Consider the following 18,503-nt stretch of genomic DNA (forward strand, 5'->3'; position numbering starts at 1 on the left):
TTTGAACCTTGAGCCAAGTTTGATTCGCTTTTGTTGCTTTCGAGCGACAAGTAAGGATCACAATGATTTTAAACTGAAGAGTTTGATCATGGCTCAGATTGAACGCTGGCGGCAGGCCTAACACATGCAAGTCGAGCGGTAACAGGGGTAGCTTGCTACCCGCTGACGAGCGGCGGACGGGTGAGTAATGCATAGGAATCTGCCCGGTAGTGGGGGATAACCTGGGGAAACCCAGGCTAATACCGCATACGTCCTACGGGAGAAAGGGGGCTCCGGCTCCCGCTATTGGATGAGCCTATGTCGGATTAGCTAGTTGGTGAGGTAAAGGCTCACCAAGGCAACGATCCGTAGCTGGTCTGAGAGGATGATCAGCCACATCGGGACTGAGACACGGCCCGAACTCCTACGGGAGGCAGCAGTGGGGAATATTGGACAATGGGGGCAACCCTGATCCAGCCATGCCGCGTGTGTGAAGAAGGCCCTCGGGTTGTAAAGCACTTTCAGCGAGGAAGAACGCCTATCGGTTAATACCCGGTAGGAAAGACATCACTCGCAGAAGAAGCACCGGCTAACTCCGTGCCAGCAGCCGCGGTAATACGGAGGGTGCAAGCGTTAATCGGAATTACTGGGCGTAAAGCGCGCGTAGGTGGCTTGATAAGCCGGTTGTGAAAGCCCCGGGCTCAACCTGGGAACGGCATCCGGAACTGTCAGGCTAGAGTGCAGGAGAGGAAGGTAGAATTCCCGGTGTAGCGGTGAAATGCGTAGAGATCGGGAGGAATACCAGTGGCGAAGGCGGCCTTCTGGACTGACACTGACACTGAGGTGCGAAAGCGTGGGTAGCAAACAGGATTAGATACCCTGGTAGTCCACGCCGTAAACGATGTCGACCAGCCGTTGGGTGCCTAGAGCACTTTGTGGCGAAGTTAACGCGATAAGTCGACCGCCTGGGGAGTACGGCCGCAAGGTTAAAACTCAAATGAATTGACGGGGGCCCGCACAAGCGGTGGAGCATGTGGTTTAATTCGATGCAACGCGAAGAACCTTACCTACCCTTGACATCTACAGAAGCCGGAAGAGATTCTGGTGTGCCTTCGGGAACTGTAAGACAGGTGCTGCATGGCTGTCGTCAGCTCGTGTTGTGAAATGTTGGGTTAAGTCCCGTAACGAGCGCAACCCTTGTCCTTATTTGCCAGCACGTAATGGTGGGAACTCTAAGGAGACTGCCGGTGACAAACCGGAGGAAGGTGGGGACGACGTCAAGTCATCATGGCCCTTACGGGTAGGGCTACACACGTGCTACAATGGCCGGTACAAAGGGCTGCGAGCTCGCGAGAGTCAGCGAATCCCTTAAAGCCGGTCTCAGTCCGGATCGGAGTCTGCAACTCGACTCCGTGAAGTCGGAATCGCTAGTAATCGTGAATCAGAATGTCACGGTGAATACGTTCCCGGGCCTTGTACACACCGCCCGTCACACCATGGGAGTGGACTGCACCAGAAGTGGTTAGCCTAACGCAAGAGGGCGATCACCACGGTGTGGTTCATGACTGGGGTGAAGTCGTAACAAGGTAGCCGTAGGGGAACCTGCGGCTGGATCACCTCCTTAAACGATGCGTCACAGTTAGTAAGCGTCCACAATGAATTACCTGATCAGAATGCTGTTGATGAGCAGTGATAAGTGACTTTTTCTTTTTAATACGAAAAAAAACGCTTATCACTGCTTATAGCAGTCGCTCTTTAACAATGTATATCATGCTGACAAGAACACTTCGCAAGAAGTGCTTCTTAAATTGTGATACGTCTCAAGCGTATCCGGCAAAATGAAACGTTATCATTGCGAAAATCCAGACTCCTTCGGGTTATAGGGTCAAGCAATGAAGCGCACACGGTGGATGCCTAGGCAGCCAGAGGCGATGAAAGACGTGGTAGCCTGCGATAAGGTTCGGTGAGGTGGCAACAACCTGTGACCCGGACATCTCTGAATGGGGAAACCCACTCATCATAAGATGAGTATCGTGCCCTGAATACATAGGGGTACGAGGCGAACCAGGGGAACTGAAACATCTAAGTACCCTGAGGAAAAGAAATCAACCGAGATTCCCCTAGTAGCGGCGAGCGAACGGGGACCAGCCCTTAAGCATGAGACTGATTAGGCGAACAGATTGGGAAGTCTGGCCGTAGCGGGTGATAGCCCCGTAGTCGAAAATCTGATCATGTGAAATCGAGTAGGTCGGGGCACGAGAAACCTTGACTGAAGACGGGGGGACCATCCTCCAAGGCTAAATACTCCTGGCTGACCGATAGTGAACCAGTACCGTGAGGGAAAGGCGAAAAGAACCCCGGAGAGGGGAGTGAAATAGATCCTGAAACCGTGTGCGTACAAGCAGTAGGAGCCCACTAGTTGGGTGACTGCGTACCTTTTGTATAATGGGTCAGCGACTTATATTCAGTGGCGAGGTTAACCGTATAGGGGAGCCGTAGGGAAACCGAGTCTTAACTGGGCGACACAGTCGCTGGATATAGACCCGAAACCGAGCGATCTATCCATGAGCAGGGTGAAGGTTGAGTAACATCAACTGGAGGCCCGAACCAGGATCTGTTGAAAAAGATTTGGATGACTTGTGGATCGGAGTGAAAGGCTAATCAAGCTCGGAGATAGCTGGTTCTCCTCGAAAGCTATTTAGGTAGCGCCTCACGTAGTACCGCCGGGGGTAGAGCACTGTTTCGGCTAGGGGGTCATCCCGACTTACCAACCCGAGGCAAACTCCGAATACCGGTGAGTAACGCGTGGGAGACACACGGCGGGTGCTAACGTCCGTCGTGAAAAGGGAAACAACCCAGACCGTCAGCTAAGGTCCCGAAATCCTGGTTAAGTGGGAAACGATGTGGGAAGGCTCAGACAGCTAGGAGGTTGGCTTAGAAGCAGCCATCCTTTAAAGAAAGCGTAATAGCTCACTAGTCGAGTCGGCCTGCGCGGAAGATGTAACGGGGCTAAACCAGGTACCGAAGCTACGGGTTCACGCTTAGGTGTGAGCGGTAGAGGAGCGTCGTGTAAGCCGATGAAGGTGGATTGAGAAGTCTGCTGGAGGTATCACGAGTGCGAATGCTGACATGAGTAACGATAAAGGGAGTGAAAAACTCCCTCGCCGGAAGACCAAGGGTTTCTGTTCGACGCTAATCGGAGCAGAGTGAGTCGGCCCCTAAGGCGAGGCCGAAAGGCGTAGTCGATGGGAAACGGGTCAATATTCCCGTACCGGACATGGTTGCGATGGGGGGACGAAGAAGGCTAGGTGAGCCAGGCGTTGGTAGTCCTGGTGAAAGTGAGTAGGCTGGGATCTTAGGTAAATCCGGGATCCTTTCAGGCCGAGACACGAGATGAACTGACCACGGTCAGGAAGTCACTGATGCCACGCTTCCAGGAAAAGCCTCTAAGCTTCAGATCATGTGCGACCGTACCCCAAACCGACACAGGTGGTCAGGGTGAGAATCCCAAGGCGCTTGAGAGAACTCGGGTGAAGGAACTAGGCAAAATGGTGCCGTAACTTCGGGAGAAGGCACGCCGGCGTAGGGTGAAGAGACTTGCTCTCCTAGCCCGAACCGGTCGAAGATACCAGGTGGCTGCAACTGTTTATTAAAAACACAGCACTCTGCTAACGCGCAAGCGGACGTATAGGGTGTGACGCCTGCCCGGTGCCGGAAGGTTAAATGATGGTGTTAGCCGTAAGGCGAAGCTCTTGATTGAAGCCCCGGTAAACGGCGGCCGTAACTATAACGGTCCTAAGGTAGCGAAATTCCTTGTCGGGTAAGTTCCGACCTGCACGAATGGCGTAATGATGGCCACGCTGTCTCCACCCGAGACTCAGTGAAATTGAAATCGCCGTGAAGATGCGGTGTACCCGCGGCTAGACGGAAAGACCCCGTGAACCTTTACTATAGCTTCACACTGGACGCTGATGTTGCCTGTGTAGGATAGCTGGGAGGCTTTGAAACTCGGACGCCAGTTCGGGCGGAGCCAACCTTGAAATACCAGCCTGGCATCATTGGCGTTCTCACTCAGGTCCGTTATCCGGATCGAGGACAGTGTGTGGTGGGTAGTTTGACTGGGGCGGTCTCCTCCTAAAGAGTAACGGAGGAGCACGAAGGTACCCTCAGCACGGTCGGACATCGTGCATTGAGTGCAAGAGCATAAGGGTGCTTGACTGCGAGACAGACACGTCGAGCAGGTGCGAAAGCAGGTTCTAGTGATCCGGTGGTTCTGTATGGAAGGGCCATCGCTCAACGGATAAAAGGTACTCCGGGGATAACAGGCTGATACCGCCCAAGAGTTCACATCGACGGCGGTGTTTGGCACCTCGATGTCGGCTCATCACATCCTGGGGCTGAAGTCGGTCCCAAGGGTATGGCTGTTCGCCATTTAAAGTGGTACGCGAGCTGGGTTTAGAACGTCGTGAGACAGTTCGGTCCCTATCTGCCGTGGGCGTTGGATGTTTGAGAAGGGCTGCTCCTAGTACGAGAGGACCGGAGTGGACGACCCTCTGGTGTTCCGGTTGTCACGCCAGTGGCATTGCCGGGTAGCTATGGTCGGACGGGATAACCGCTGAAAGCATCTAAGCGGGAAGCCCCCTTCAAGATGAGACATCCCTGAGGCCTAGAGCCTCCTGAAGGGCCCAGCGAGACCAGCTGGTTGATAGGCACGGTGTGGAAGCGCTGCAAGGCGTTGAGCTAACGTGTACTAATGGCCCGTGAGGCTTGACCCTATAACACCCAAGGGGTCTGGTCGTGATGATAACGTAGAGGTTGAGAGATCAACAGAACGCCGGATACGCAGCGTGTGGCCTGACTCACATGAGCAGGCGGCAGGCAATGAGACGATCACAAACAGCATGATGTACATTAACAGTTACGCCTGACGACCATAGCACGCGTGAACCACCTGATCCCTTGCCGAACTCAGAAGTGAAACCGCTTAGCGCCGATGGTAGTGTGGGGTCTCCCCATGCGAGAGTAGGTCATCGTCAGGCACTTATTATGAAAAATCCCCCAGGGCTTGCGCCTTGGGGGATTTTTTTTGCATGGTCGTGAGGGGTAAATAGTGAGGAGTGAGGGGGAAACTTCAATACCTCACACCTCACCCTACCAGTCGATAGGTTTACCATCCCAAGCCCAAAAAGTACCGTTATCATCGGGCGATCGCTGGGCGATGACGGCCAGTAACTGCTCTGCGACAAAGGTGGGTGTAAATAACTTGTCTTCAGGAACCCTGGCTTGAAAGGGTTGGGAGAGCTCAGTATCGGTTGTGCCTGGGTGCAGGCATAAGACGACGCACTGTTTATTAAGCCGCTTGAGTTCAATGGACGCTGTTTTAAACAGCATATTATGCGCTGCTTTGCTGGCACGATAGCTGTACCAGCCTCCTAGTTGGTTATCTTTGATTGAGCCAACGCGAGCGGAAAGGCTGGCAATCACTGCAGGGTGTGTTCCTTTGAAGGAGTCTTTTAGTGCCGCTAGCAGTAAGATGGGCACAAAGGCATTGATGTTCATGGTGTGGGCTAGGTTTTCGACGCTAAGCTGATCAAGGCGCTTTTCGGGGAAGAGGTTTTGTGTGTCATCATGAAGTATGCCGATGGCATTAAAAAAGAGGTGAATTGGCTGCGAGGCTAACTCTTGCTTAAGTGCATGCCTATCCTGCTCTTGGGAGACATCGAGCATTAGGTGAGTAAGGCGGGAGTGGTCAATCTGTAATGGTTGGCGGCTTACCGCAATTATGTGGCCGACATGAGAGGAAGAGAGTAGCTGCTGAATAACGGCAGAGCCTATTCCCCCAGATGCGCCGATGACCAACGCTGTAAAATGATGAGGCAGTAAACTGAACATGAGAAGCCTTTGCAATCCTGCTAGTGAAGGCTTTCATTGAAACGCTATGTTGGCGGCTTGTCGAGAGAGGTCAGGCCGAAGCATTGATTCTGCCCGGCTGGGCACTATTACGACCATCCGGCTTATAGAGTGTTTTTTCTGCTATTTGCCGAATGTAGTCAAGCATCGCCTGATTATGTTTCATTCGAATAGACAGCATCTGGCCCGTTAGCTCATTCATACGCGAAGCTCGCTCACTCTTTTCTAGTAAGCTATCCCAAGCAGTGAGGCAGTGGGCATCGCGAGCTGCCGCTTTGGCGCCGTCAGAGCCTTCAGCATAGCCAAGGCGTTTTTGTACATTGCGGCGCACAATCTCAATGCGCTCTAATTCAGCCAGTAGCGATTGCTTATCAAGTGCGACTTTTGATAGTGCATCACCGTCAATGTCACCTTGCGTCAATAAATTTTGCTCGCTGGACAACAACGAAATTAATTCATCTAATCGCTGCTGTTGATCGGTCAGCAAGGATGCAAGGCTCATTTAAGGCGTCTCCTTAAAAATCTTTAAGATTGGCAATTAGGCCCTCGGCGATGCGATCGGCACTCATTTCGAGGCGGCCTTCGCGAATAGCGTCACGGATTTCTTCAACTTTTGCGCTATCGATATCCTGAGATTCATCGATACTTGTTTGGCTCAATTGAGTCGATTCGCGCGTTGTACCGCCGGGTGTCGCCGGAGTCACGCTATTAGCCTTTTGTGTTTCATCACGCTGCTGGGCTTGGTTAGAGCGTAACAGCGAATTAATGTTATCAATATTCACGTCGTCTGCCTCATCGTCAGCGTCGATGCGCTTTGCGTTTAGTGTAGCTTGTATGAAGATAACTATCGGCAGGGCTGAGTATAACTTTAGGTGGTAAGTTAAAAATCCACCACCAAAGTACCTTGCTCAGTGACGCGGGCAGTCATAATTTCCCGTGAACCAAAACGTACCCTGACTCGCTCGCCAAGCGCGCCATTTTCGAGCGCTTCGCCTTCGCGTGAAACGCGGAAAGCAGAACCCTGCGCTATGACAGTAACGCGCTGCCCGCGTTCAACTAAGTGAGGCGCTTGTAAATAATGGGCTAAAAAGGCGCTGCCACTGCGGATGGGCCGCTGAGCTATTTTGCCCACAATATCTTCTTCAGCAGTGAGTGCCTGAGCTGACAGGTCGCCAAGATTGCCACCGCGTTCGGTGAGCATGCTTGAAGTGATCAGTGTGTCCCGCTCAATATCTCTTGCCGCGACCACATAATTGCCGATGACATCAATCTGGGCCTGCAGGTAACGGACTTGTCGGCTATCTTCACCGCAACGGACTCCAACGGAAACGCGGCCCAAAGGGGCTTGATTAGCATTGGGTAAAAAAGGCTCTGGTTGGACACATTCCGGTAAATGTGGGGACGGTGGTCGTAAGTCAATTACCACCTCTTCGCCTAATGCTCGCGTCTCCTCGTATAAAAACTGATGCACTTGTTGAAGAAGGTTGTCGTCATTAGCCTCAGCTTTGGCTAACGCAGTGATGCATAGGATGGCCAATAAGACAATTACTTGCCAGTGACGAAGTGTGCCTAGCTTAGTAACGTGCTGTCGTAGCATGAGAAGTCACTTGCGTGGGAGCTTAAAAAGGAGGGCATAAGAAGAGGAGTCATTGCCCAGTGTAGCGAAAAGGTAGCAGCCGTATCACGCGAAATGCTGGCAGAAACGCCAGCTGTTCCATGCTTTAGGCTGACAGTTCCGAACGTATTCTTCATCATCAATAAAATCCATTTTATTTTATGCCTCAAGCGAGGGTCGGCATGATTGATCAACTGGAATCTGCCTTTAATTTTCATCAGCAAGCAGTGAGTCTACGCCAAGCACGCCACGACGTATTGGCCGCTAACATTGCCAATGCCGATACGCCTAACTATAAAGCGCGCGACATCGATTTTGCTAGTGAGTTGAAAAAAGCAGTAGACGGTACTCAGAGTGCCTCTAGCAATACCGGCGGCGGTCTAACATTGGCGCGTACCGCTGAGAGTCATATTGCTGGAGAAGGCCCCGCATGGCGTGGAGCGGGTAGCACCGATTTACTTTACCGTATCCCCGACCAGCCTAGTTTGGATGGCAATACGGTTGATATGGATCGTGAGCGCACGCAGTTTGCTGATAACGCTGTTCGTTATCAAGCCGGCCTCACGATGCTCAACAGCCGTATCCAGGGGCTGAAAAATGCCATGCAGCCCGAATAATCCAGGCCAAATTAGTCAGGAGTTAACCAACAATGTCGATGTTCTCTGCGTTTGATATTGCCAGTTCGGCAATGAGCGCCCAGTCCCAGCGAATGAATGTCACCGCTAGCAACATGGCCAATGCCGACAGCATAGCCGGGCCTGATGGTGAAACCTATCGAGCGAAACAGGTGATGTTTGAGACTCAGGCGCAAAGTAATCGCTACGGCGTTGGCGGTGTGCGTGTCACCGAAGTAGTAGAAGACGATTCGCCTCTTCGCATGGAGTACATGCCCAATCACCCAGCGGCAGATGAAGAGGGCTATGTAGCAAAGCCCAATGTTGAGCCCGTGCATGAAATGGTCAACATGATTTCTGCCTCACGCTCCTACCAAGCCAACGTTGAAGTTTTTAATACCAGTAAGCAGATGCTGATACAGACGCTGTCGCTGGGAGAGGGTTAAACCATGAATGTTGATACGAGTGTATTGAATAACATCAATGGCGGTGGGGCTAACGGCCTCTCTGCCCGTCAGTCTGATGAGCTGCGTGAAAGCTTTATGACGCTGTTGATTACGCAATTGCAGAACCAGGATCCGCTCAATCCGATGGAAAATTCGGAAATGACTTCGCAGTTAGCGCAAATTAACACGGTCAGCGGTATTGAAGAGTTAAATAGCACGCTGCAAGGCATTACCAGCCAAATGGATGCCAATCAGGCGCTGCAGGCCAGCGGTCTAATTGGCAAAGGCGTTATGGTGCCTGGTAAGGATGTGTTGCTGGAGCAAGATAGCGAAGGTAATACGTATACGACGCCCTTCGGTGTAGAACTTGCCGAACCGGCGAAGAATGTTAAAGCAACAATTGTGGGTGATGGTGGCCAAGTCATCAGGCGCTATGATCTGGGCTCAGTAGATGCCGGGGTTCAGTCTTTCGAGTGGGATGGTAAAAACGAACAGGGTGAAGCGGCTGCCAGTGGCCGTTATACCGTGCAGTTAGAGGCAACCGACGGTGAAGGTGAAAAGATTGAATCCACAGCGTTGCAGTATGCGGTGGTCAACCGTGTGACGCCTAACGACGGCAGTGGCGGCGTTAGGCTTGATTTGGGCGCTATCTATGGCCAAATCAGCCTGAATGACGTTAAACAAATTCTTTAACTATCAATTAAACACAGCATTTGATTAAACACAGCTTTCTTAGGGGAACATCATGAGTTTTTCGCAAGCACTCAGTGGTCTAAGCGCACAGCAACAAAAATTAGGTGCGGTAGGTAATAATATTGCCAACTCGCAGACGGTTGGTTTTAAAAGCTCTAACGTGCAATTCGCCGATGTATATGCCGAGTCGCGTATTGGTCTTGGTGTTCGCACCTCTACGGTATTGCAGAATTTTAGCCAGGGTAATGTGGAATCCACTAACCGCAATATGGATCTAGCCATTGCCGGTGAAGGCTTTTTCCGCTTTCAACAGCCCAACGGTGAAGTGGGTTATTCGCGTAATGGTCAACTGACCATGACCGCTGATGGACGCTTAGTGAATGCACAGGGCGCTCAGATTATGGGTTATGCAGCCAACGCCGACGGCTTGGTGCAGGCGGGTGGTGATGTAAACCCATTAAGGGTCGAAGCTGGTGACTTACCTGCAAACGCAACGGAAAACCTTGATGTCTCGTTAAACCTAGACGCAGGGGAAGAAATAGTTGATCCAACCGGGATTAATGCAGCGGCGGTTGCTAATGGTCTCGATTCAAGCCAGTACTCTTATTCAACGAACGGCACTATTTACGACTCATTAGGAAATGCCCGCAATTTAACTATGTATTTCACCAAAACTGCCGCCAATGAGTGGCGTGTAGATGCACGTATGTCCGGCGGACCAGCTGGAGCTCCTAACTATGGCTTTGAAAATATAGCTGCTGGCTCGAATTTTGGTTTTACCACGGATGGACGCCTTAACAATAATTTTGCTGCGTTTGAAATTGATTTAGATGCTGCTGGTGCAGTGCTTAATGCAGACGGTACGGCAGGTACTAATGAGTTTAATAACACCGTGACTAGTCAGCAGGTAGAAATTGACTTTGCTAATACTACTCAATTTGCTGATAGCTCCACTGTTAATGATATAACGCAAGACGGCTATACTTCCGGCTCTCTGGTAGGTGTGACTATTCAAGATGACGGCACCGTGATGCGTAACTACTCAAACGAGGAGTCGCGTGCGGCCGGTCAGATTGCGTTGGTCAGCTTCCGTAATCCTGAAGGTTTAAAGCCTGATGGCGACAACCTTTGGACCGCCACGGCTTCTTCGGGTCAAGAGCTAGTGGGCGCACCAGGAACAGGTCTGCGTGGCTTAATTGAGCCGAGCGCAGTTGAAACTTCCAATGTTGATATGGCTCGTGAGCTTGTCGATATGATTGTTGCTCAGCGCGCTTACCAGGCAAACTCACAGACCATCAGTACCCAGGACGAGCTCCTGCAGACCATTATTAATCTTTAATGATTGGTCATATTGGTAAGGAGTAAGTAGCGTGGATCGAATGCTCTATACCGCCATGAGTGGCGCCAAGAACAGTATGGATCAGCAGTCGGTAGTGAGTAATAACCTATCGAATGTGAGCACTACTGGTTTTCGCGCGCAGCTTCAGGCTGCCCGGGCGGTGCCTGTTCAGGGCGAAGCGCTTCTGGCAACGCGTACCTCTGCGGTAACGACTACGCCCGGCAGCGACTTTTCTCAGGGGCCCGTTGAATATACTGGCCGCACCCTTGATGTCGCGATGCAGGACGGCGCTTGGATGGCGGTGCAGGCGAATGACGGTTCTGAAACCTACACACGACGTGGCGATCTTCAGATAGACAGCGACGGGGTGTTGCTAAGCGTTGGGCGACCGGTGATGGGCGAAGGCGGCCCCATCGCCATCCCGCAAGGGGCACAGGTATCAATTGGTGCCGATGGGACGATTAGTGCCATTCCCGAAGGCGTAGGGCCGGAAGCCCTGGTTGAGGTAGGGCGTATTAAACTGGTGACGCCTGACGCTGGCGCGTTAACACGCGGCGAAGATGGCCTTTTTCGCGCCCTCCCTAATGAAGAGGGGGGGCCAGGAGCCTTGCCTGCTGACGAAAACGCCAAGTTGGTTAGTGGCGCCCTGGAAGGCAGTAATGTTAGTGCTGTCGATGCAATGGTCTCCATGATTGATGTGGCCCGACGCTATGATATGCAGATGAAAGTGCTGAGTACGGCTGACGAAAATGCTCAGCGCGCCAACGGCATTTTATCTATTCAAGGTTGATGTTGACCATTCCAAACTGATGTTAGTCAGTCGGTCAAGGGAGCATAACGATGATTAAGTCCTTATGGACAGCTAAAACGGGTTTGGAGTCTCAGCAAACCAAGCTAGACGTGATCTCAAACAACTTGGCTAACGTGAGTACCAATGGCTTCAAACGCTCACGCCCAGTGTTTGAAGACTTGCTGTATCAGAATATGCGGCAGCCCGGCGCGCAGAACAATATCCAGGATCGTCTGCCCTCAGGCATGCAGGTGGGCACCGGCGTACGTGCCGTAGCCACTGAGCGTCTGCATACCCAAGGTGGGCTAGAACAGACTGAAAACTCACGCGATTTGGCGATTAACGGCGAAGGCTTCTTTCAGGTATTAATGCCAGACGGGACAACGGCTTACACCCGCGACGGTAGCTTTCAGCTCAATGAGAATGGCCAAATGGTAACGGCCAATGGCTACCCTGTTGAGCCTGCCATTTTCTTACCGGCCAACGCGTTATCGGTCAATGTGGGTGAAGATGGCACGGTGAGCGTTCGCCAGCCGGGTGTTGCGCTTGATAATGAAGTAGGGCAAATCACAGTCAGTACCTTTATTAATCCTGCAGGCCTACAAAGTATTGGTGGCAATCTCTATCTGGAGACGGGAGCCTCAGGTGCACCCAATGAGAATATGCCGGGTATGAATGGTGCAGGCCGCCTATTCCAAGGCTATGTCGAAACGTCTAACGTCAACGTTGTTGAAGAGATGGTCAATATGATTCAGACCCAGCGTGCCTATGAAATCAATAGCAAGGCGGTGTCCACCAGCGATGAAATGTTGGCGCGCTTAAGCCAGCTGTAACGGTTGTTACTTACCGGGCTTAATTTTAATAGGTTGCGTTATGCTGGAGTTGCACCACATGTCACGTCGTATTGCGCTAGCGGGGCTGGTGCTTTTAATGCTAGTTGTTGCCGGGTGCGCTCAGATTCCCAGAGCGTCGGTCGTGGGTGAGCAAGAGCAGATCAGCATTGTTGATCGACCGCCCCCCATCCCCAATGGCTCTATTTATCAAGCTAGGCAAGGTTATCAGCCGCTCTTTGAAGATCGCAGGCCGCGTGCCATTGGCGATATTTTGACCATTGTGCTGGATGAAGAAGTCAGTGCCAGTAAAAACTCGCAATCCAATGCGGGGCGCAGCGGCAGCGCCAGTCTGGAACTAGCACAGCTGCCTGATGTTCTGGATACGCTTGCAGAGTATGGCTTTGATGTTTCAGGTGGGAACGACTTTACCGGTAGTGGTGGGTCGCAGGCCAATAACTCCTTTACCGGTACCATCACGGTATCAGTATTAGAGGTGATGAATAACGGCAACTTACGCGTGCGTGGTGAAAAGCAAATTGCCATTAATCAGGGCACCGAGTTCATTCGTTTTTCTGGTGTGGTTAACCCTCGTACGATTACCGCTCAGAACTCAGTCCCTTCCACACAGGTGGCAGATGCGCGTATTGAGTATGTAGGTGACGGTTATATTAACGAAGCGCAGCACATGGGCTGGCTACAACGTTTCTTCTTAAACGTCTCACCCTTCTAACGTTAGGGGAAGCTACTAATGGCAGAGTTGCCAATGACAGGTCACCCAATGAAAGAGCGTCAGTGCGCTATAGTGATGCGGTTTAATCGTTTGTGGGTAAATGGTTGTCGAACAATGAATGCTTGGGCTGTCCAACTGGGCACCATAGTGCTAATGGCTCTATTCTCATTACCTGCCCAGGCGGAAAGCGTTCGTGAATTGGCAAGCTTTGCCGGTGTCCGCGATAACCAGCTGGTAGGCTACGGCCTAGTGGTTGGTCTGGATAGTACCGGTGACCAAACGACCCAAGCACCGTTTACTAGCCAAAGCCTGACCAACATGCTCTCTCAACTGGGGGTAACCGTCCCCTCTGGTACGAATTTACAATTACGCAATGTGGCAGCGGTGATGGTGACAGCTGACCTGCCGCCGTTCTCAAGACCGGGCCAGCGCTTAGATATCGTAGTTTCATCAATTGCCAACGCACGCAGCCTGCGTGGCGGCACACTTCTAATGACCCCTTTAAAAGGTGCTGATGGGGATACTTATGCCATTGCCCAGGGCAACATGCTGGTAGGCGGCGCGGGCGCACAAGCGGGAGGCAGCAGTGTCCAGATCAACCAGCAGGCATCGGGGCGTATCCCCAATGGCGCGCTGGTTGAAAGGGAAGTGCCGCTTAACCTGGGCGGCAATGGTGGCATGCTTGAATTACAGCTCAACGACTCTGACTTTGGCACCGTTCAGCGTATGGTAACGGCGATTAATAACGAGTTTGGCCAGTCGGTAGCCTATGCACGTAATGGCCGGGTAATAGCTCTGGATGGACCTAATGATGACAATGCCAGGGTCAATTTTATGGCCCGTGTCGAGAATGTTCAGGTAACGCCTACGGAAGCTCCGGCCCGCGTTGTGCTGAATTCACGTACTGGGTCGGTGGTAATGAACAGCGCCGTCACTTTACGAGAGGCGGCGGTAGCCCACGGTAGCTTGTCAATCATGATTGATACCCGGTTTGGCGTTAGCCAACCTAACCCCTTTGGAGAGGGGGAGACGGTTGTCGTTCCCGACGCGGATATCGATATTGAGCAGCAAGAGGCTTATCTACAGATCGTAGAGGGCGCGCAGCTTAACGAAGTAGTCAATGCCTTGAATGCCTTAGGCGCGACCCCCCAAGACTTGATGTCGATTCTGGAGGCATTAAAAGCGTCGGGTTCACTGCGTGCTGAGCTGGAGGTGATTTAATGAGTGCGAGTGATATGACCAGTCAATTCGCTCTGGATATGAATGGTTTCCAGCGCCTTCAACACACCGCACGCGTCGATCCTGAAGCGGGTGTAAATGGCGCAGCTCAGCAGTTTGAGGCGCTTTTTATTCAAATGATGATGAAAAGTATGCGCGATGCTACCCCCAGTTCTGGACTGATGAACAGCAGTGCGACGGATACCTATCAATCAATGCTGGATCAACAGTGGTCACAGGTGATGGCTTCGCGCGGTATGGGTCTTGCTGATGTTTTGGTTGAGCAGTTGGAGCGCCAAGGTGCCATCTCTAAAGCGCAGCCAAATGCTGATCAAGAGTTACAAGCATTAATCGCTGGTATCCCCCGTGGCACCCCACGTACGCTTGACGATTCATATACGGTTAATGCTGGTACGATCGAAGCTTCTAATGCGCAAGGCAAGGGTCAATTCCTAGCCGAGCTAGAGGCTATTCGACAAGGCGAGGAGCGGGGAGTTGTAGTCGATGACCCCTCGCTAAGCCAGCGAGAACAGCATGGGGCCGGCCATATCGGTCAATTTATGCAAACGCTGGCAGCTCCTGCCCAGGCGGCCAGTGCGACTACTGGCGTGCCTGCTGAATTAATTCTGGCTCAGGCCGCGCTGGAAACAGGCTGGGGGCGGCACGAAATTACTACTCGTAATGGCAACAATAGTCACAACCTGTTTGGTATCAAAGCCGGCAGTCATTGGCAGGGCGAAACCACTGATATCGTGACTCACGAATATATTAATGGACGTCGCACGCAGGTGGTGGATACCTTCCGTGTTTACGATTCGTTCGAACACGCCTTTACGGACTATGCCAGCTTAATTGGCAACAACCCGCGTTATGCCGGTGTGGTGCAGGCCCCTACTGCGGAGCAAGCGGCGAGAGAACTACAGCGCGGAGGGTATGCGACTGATCCACGCTATGCTGACAAACTGGTAGCGGTCATGAATACCATGGGCCCACTTAACGCAGCCGGCAGCTTCCTAGCCGATTCTCGCTAATCCTATCCTCAAGTTTTTCTGCGCAGTGCCGATACTTAAAAAATAGATAGGTATCGGCCTAAGGAATTGAACCATGAGCATGTTTTCGATCGGCTTAAGCGGCCTCAATGCGGCGCAGAATGCCCTGAATACAAGCAGTAATAACATTAGTAATATCTTTACCCCAGGTTATAACCGTGAATTGGCTCAGTTGGGTGAAGGTCGCGTAGGTGGTGGGGTTCGTGTCAATGATATCGAGCGCCAGTTCAATACGTATGTCGCTGAGCAATTAAATAGTGCCAAAACCCAGTCAAGTGCTTTAAACACTTACTATGGGCAGGTTACCCAAATTGATAACCTGTTAGCTGATCGTGCGGCAGGCCTAGCCCCTTTGATGCAAGGGTTCTTCTCATCGTTAGAAGACCTGGCAGCTTCGCCCTCTGATCCAGCGGCTAGACAGGGTGTGCTTGGCCAAGCCAATACACTAAGTTCACAGTTCCGCTCCTTTGATGGCTACCTGCAAGATATGCAGGGCAATATTAATGGCCAGATCAAGGATGAGATTACCCAGATTAATAACACCACCGAACAGATCGCTGGCTTAAATAAAGAGATTGCTTTGGCGCGTGCGCGCAGTGGCGAGGCGCCCAATAGCCTACTCAACCAGCGTGATCAATTGGTATCAGAGCTTAATGAGCGTATGGATTTGCGCCTGAATATTCAGGATGGCAAAACCTACAATATTAGCCTGCCCAATGGTCAGCCGCTGGTAACAGGCACTAATTCATTCCAGCTTGAAGCAGTACAAGCCGATTATGACCCTCAGCGAACGGTGGTAGGGTACCGTGATGGCGGAGGTAACGTCGTTCAACTAGATGAGTCCACGATCAAAGGCGGAGCGTTGGGGGGCTTAATGACCTTCCGTTCAGAAACTTTAGATAAGACACAAAACCAAATTGGCCAATTGTCTGTGTCATTGGCGACGGCCTTCAATGAGCAGCATAAGTTAGGCGTGGATCTTAACGGTGACCAGGGCGAAGAGTTCTTTGCAGTGCGCGCCCCACAAACCTATGCTGATAAAGGTAATAGCTTGCCCGCCGTCACCATTACTAGCGCTGAATTTGACCCTGACCAGATTGATGCCCTTAGAGCGACTGATTATACCGTCCGTTTTGAGGCTGGTGAGCCCGTGGTAACCCGTAAAGATAACGGCCAGGTTGTCGATTTCGATCAAGCCGCCTGGAATGACGATGAAGAATTAAATTTTGGTGGAGTCAGCATTCAGTTCAGCGGTGCGCCGCAAGATGGCGATAGCTTTGAAGTTCAACCGGTTCGACGAGCTGCCAATGGAATGGACGTGAATATTGCTGATGTAGACAAAATTGCGGCGAGTAGCTTGGTTGAAAGAGGAGGTGATTTAGAGATTGGTCAGCTATCTGCGGCAAGCGGTGCTTTCTCTGCCAATGAAGATTATGAGCTGGAAGTCGATGAAAATGGGACGCTGACTGTTACTCCCGCAACGGCGATTTCGGTAAATGGTGAACCCTTTAATCCGGCTACAGATGAATTGGAAGAAGGCGATCGGGTCACTTTTGACGGCCTTAGTTTCACTCTGAATACGCTTCCCGACGCTGGTGATATTGCCACTCTAAGTCTCAGCCGGAGTGACGCTAACTCGGGTGATAACCGCAATGCTCTGGCGCTACAAAACTTGCAAGCCGAATCGATTGTTGGCGGTAGGGCAACGGTCACCGGTGCATATGCATCCATCGTTAGTGATGTTGGCAACAGAACCAATATCACAGAAGTGAATTTGGACGCCCGTCAGGGCTTGACCGATCAATTACGTGCCGTACAGCAATCTGAGTCAGGGGTTAATCTAGACGAAGAAGCCGCTAACTTGATTCGCTATCAACAGTACTATCAGGCCAATGCGCGTGTGATTGACACAGCCGGTACGCTGATGGACACCATCTTGAACCTGCGCGGTTAATTCGGGAGCTTAAGTGATGCGTATTAGTACCGTTACCATGTTCGAGCAGAGCACGGCGTCCATGAACCGTCAGCAGAGCGACCTGATGAGGGTGAGTCAGCAGATCGCTAGTGGCCGCCGCGTGGTTAATCCATCCGACGACCCACAGGCCGCCTCGAGGGCGATTGGTGTTGATCAGGCAAAAGCGGTGACTGAGCAGTTTTCAGATTCACGCGTATCTGCCCGTAATTCGCTGTCGCAGACGGAAAGCATTATTAACAGCGTTAGTGATGCGATAACCAGTGCCAAAGGATTGTTAATTCAGGCGTCTAGCGACACGCTAACTAACGAAAACCGCGAGTCCATTGCTAGCGAGCTTAAAGGCGTTTATGAGACTCTGATAGGCCAAGCGAATTCTACCGATGGTAATGGTCGCTATTTGTTTGGTGGCTATAAAGATAGTCAACCCCCTTTCGCCAAAGATGGTAATGGCAGTGTGCAATATAAGGGCGACAGTAATGTACGCGAGCAACGTGTTGACGCCACACGTTTAATGCCAGTAGCCGACAATGGCGAGACTATATTTAAAAGTGTTCCCAGCGGTGCTGGATACGTGGTAGAAGCAAAGCAAAAAAGTGGCGATCTCAATGAAGGCGATGTGACATTTCGTGGGCCGCAAATAAACAGTGTAAATGATGCTAATTACGGAGCAGACTTCCGCATCACCTTTACGAGTGACAGTGAATTTAATGTCGAAACATTCGATGGTAATGACTGGGTACTTGCTGATCCCGCTGATCCAACTCTAACCGGTGTGGAGTACACGGGGAATCAAGATGGCACCGCCCAGCAAGTCAGCTTTGGCGGGGTTTCGGTCAACCTAGAAGGAACGCCAGCTGCGGATGATTCAATCCTGGTGGCGCAAGCTGATGGCGAGCAGCGTAAACCTGATCTTTTCCGAACCATGGAAGAAGCTATTCGCGTATTAGAGAGTCCTGCTGATAATGCCACCAAAAAAGCCGAGATGCGCAATACTCTTAACACTGCCATGCGCGATCTGGACAATAGTTTAGATAATGTACTGACCGTGCGTGCTTCTGCAGGGGCGCGTTTGAATGAACTTGATGTAATCGATGCCGTAGGCAGTAACCGGATGCTCAATTACGATCAAACGTTATCGGATTTAGTCGATCTGGATTACGCCGAAGCAATTTCTGAGTATAGTTTGCGACAAATTGGTATGCAGGCGGCACAAAAAGCTTTTGTAGACATTAAAGGCTTATCGCTATTTAACTATATGTAACGGCTTTACTACGTGCTTAACGCTTCAATGGTGTAAGTAGCCTCCTTAGCT

Annotated in this window: 15 protein-coding genes and 3 rRNA genes; 14 read left to right on the forward strand and 4 right to left on the reverse strand. The window is 51.5% G+C overall.

The genetic code is table 11. From position 1 onward, the window contains the following. Positions 1–70: 70 nt before the first annotated feature. The 3 genes from ACFIOZ_RS00390 to rrf all read left to right on the forward strand — a co-directional run bounded on the left by ACFIOZ_RS00390 (position 71) and on the right by rrf (position 5,018). Positions 71–1,603, forward strand: a 16S ribosomal RNA gene (locus ACFIOZ_RS00390). Between the two features lie 259 nt (positions 1,604–1,862). Further along, positions 1,863–4,754: ribosomal RNA gene (locus tag ACFIOZ_RS00395) — 23S ribosomal RNA — on the forward strand. Between the two features lie 148 nt (positions 4,755–4,902). Beyond that, positions 4,903–5,018 (forward strand): 5S ribosomal RNA (gene rrf / locus ACFIOZ_RS00400). The 16S, 23S and 5S rRNA genes sit together here, the layout of an rRNA operon. Before the next feature lie 112 nt (positions 5,019–5,130). Here rrf and ACFIOZ_RS00405 read toward each other — a convergent pair. The 4 genes from ACFIOZ_RS00405 to flgA form a co-directional block, all read right to left on the reverse strand. Then, positions 5,131–5,871, reverse strand: coding sequence for an SDR family NAD(P)-dependent oxidoreductase (locus ACFIOZ_RS00405; RefSeq protein WP_386081489.1), 741 nt, complete (start codon positions 5,869–5,871; stop codon positions 5,131–5,133). Positions 5,872–5,941: 70 nt separating this feature from the next. Next, a complete protein-coding gene (locus ACFIOZ_RS00410) occupies positions 5,942–6,391 on the reverse strand; it encodes a flagella synthesis protein FlgN (RefSeq protein ID WP_386081491.1) in 450 nt (149 codons plus the stop codon). 13 nt (positions 6,392–6,404) lie between these two features. Continuing rightward, positions 6,405–6,671, reverse strand: coding sequence for a flagellar biosynthesis anti-sigma factor FlgM (gene flgM, locus ACFIOZ_RS00415; RefSeq protein WP_386081493.1), 267 nt, complete (start codon positions 6,669–6,671; stop codon positions 6,405–6,407). A 98-nt stretch (positions 6,672–6,769) separates the two neighbouring features. Further along, positions 6,770–7,486 (reverse strand): flagellar basal body P-ring formation chaperone FlgA, encoded by a 717-nt coding sequence (gene flgA / locus ACFIOZ_RS00420; protein ID WP_386081495.1) that lies wholly within the window; start codon positions 7,484–7,486, stop codon positions 6,770–6,772. A 200-nt stretch (positions 7,487–7,686) separates the two neighbouring features. Between flgA and flgB the strand changes: the two genes are divergently transcribed. From flgB to flgL, 11 genes are all read left to right on the forward strand, one after another. Beyond that, a complete protein-coding gene (gene flgB / locus ACFIOZ_RS00425; protein ID WP_386081497.1) occupies positions 7,687–8,121 on the forward strand; it encodes a flagellar basal body rod protein FlgB in 435 nt (144 codons plus the stop codon). Between the two features lie 32 nt (positions 8,122–8,153). Further along, positions 8,154–8,564: a flagellar basal body rod protein FlgC gene (flgC, locus tag ACFIOZ_RS00430; RefSeq protein ID WP_226250515.1), complete on the forward strand. Its 411-nt coding sequence runs from the start codon at positions 8,154–8,156 to the stop codon at positions 8,562–8,564. A 3-nt stretch (positions 8,565–8,567) separates the two neighbouring features. Then, on the forward strand, positions 8,568–9,257 hold the full coding sequence (gene flgD, locus ACFIOZ_RS00435; protein WP_386081499.1) for a flagellar hook assembly protein FlgD: 690 nt from the start codon (positions 8,568–8,570) through the stop codon (positions 9,255–9,257). Between the two features lie 52 nt (positions 9,258–9,309). Continuing rightward, entirely contained in the window at positions 9,310–10,596 is a 1,287-nt protein-coding gene (gene flgE, locus ACFIOZ_RS00440; RefSeq protein WP_386081501.1) for a flagellar hook protein FlgE, read from the forward strand. Positions 10,597–10,627: 31 nt separating this feature from the next. Then, positions 10,628–11,386: a flagellar basal body rod protein FlgF gene (locus ACFIOZ_RS00445; RefSeq protein WP_386081503.1), complete on the forward strand. Its 759-nt coding sequence runs from the start codon at positions 10,628–10,630 to the stop codon at positions 11,384–11,386. Positions 11,387–11,436: 50 nt separating this feature from the next. After that, positions 11,437–12,219 (forward strand): flagellar basal-body rod protein FlgG, encoded by a 783-nt coding sequence (gene flgG, locus ACFIOZ_RS00450; protein WP_007112104.1) that lies wholly within the window; start codon positions 11,437–11,439, stop codon positions 12,217–12,219. Between the two features lie 40 nt (positions 12,220–12,259). Then, positions 12,260–12,949 carry a flagellar basal body L-ring protein FlgH gene (locus ACFIOZ_RS00455; RefSeq protein ID WP_386081505.1) on the forward strand — a complete coding sequence of 230 codons (690 nt, stop codon included), beginning with the start codon at positions 12,260–12,262 and terminating at the stop codon, positions 12,947–12,949. Positions 12,950–13,063: 114 nt separating this feature from the next. Continuing rightward, a complete protein-coding gene (locus ACFIOZ_RS00460; protein WP_386081507.1) occupies positions 13,064–14,170 on the forward strand; it encodes a flagellar basal body P-ring protein FlgI in 1,107 nt (368 codons plus the stop codon). Then, positions 14,170–15,198 carry a flagellar assembly peptidoglycan hydrolase FlgJ gene (gene flgJ, locus ACFIOZ_RS00465; RefSeq protein WP_386081509.1) on the forward strand — a complete coding sequence of 343 codons (1,029 nt, stop codon included), beginning with the start codon at positions 14,170–14,172 and terminating at the stop codon, positions 15,196–15,198. Before ACFIOZ_RS00460 ends, flgJ begins: the two co-directional genes overlap by 1 nt. Positions 15,199–15,271: 73 nt before the next feature. Continuing rightward, positions 15,272–17,170: a flagellar hook-associated protein FlgK gene (gene flgK / locus ACFIOZ_RS00470; protein WP_386081511.1), complete on the forward strand. Its 1,899-nt coding sequence runs from the start codon at positions 15,272–15,274 to the stop codon at positions 17,168–17,170. A gap of 16 nt (positions 17,171–17,186) precedes the next feature. After that, complete coding sequence (gene flgL / locus ACFIOZ_RS00475; RefSeq protein ID WP_386081513.1) at positions 17,187–18,452, forward strand: flagellar hook-associated protein FlgL; 1,266 nt, start codon at positions 17,187–17,189, stop codon at positions 18,450–18,452. Positions 18,453–18,503: the final 51 nt, after the last annotated feature.

The sequence above is a fragment of the Vreelandella sp. F11 genome (assembly GCF_042466685.1).
Classification (GTDB): Bacteria; Pseudomonadota; Gammaproteobacteria; order Pseudomonadales; family Halomonadaceae; genus Vreelandella.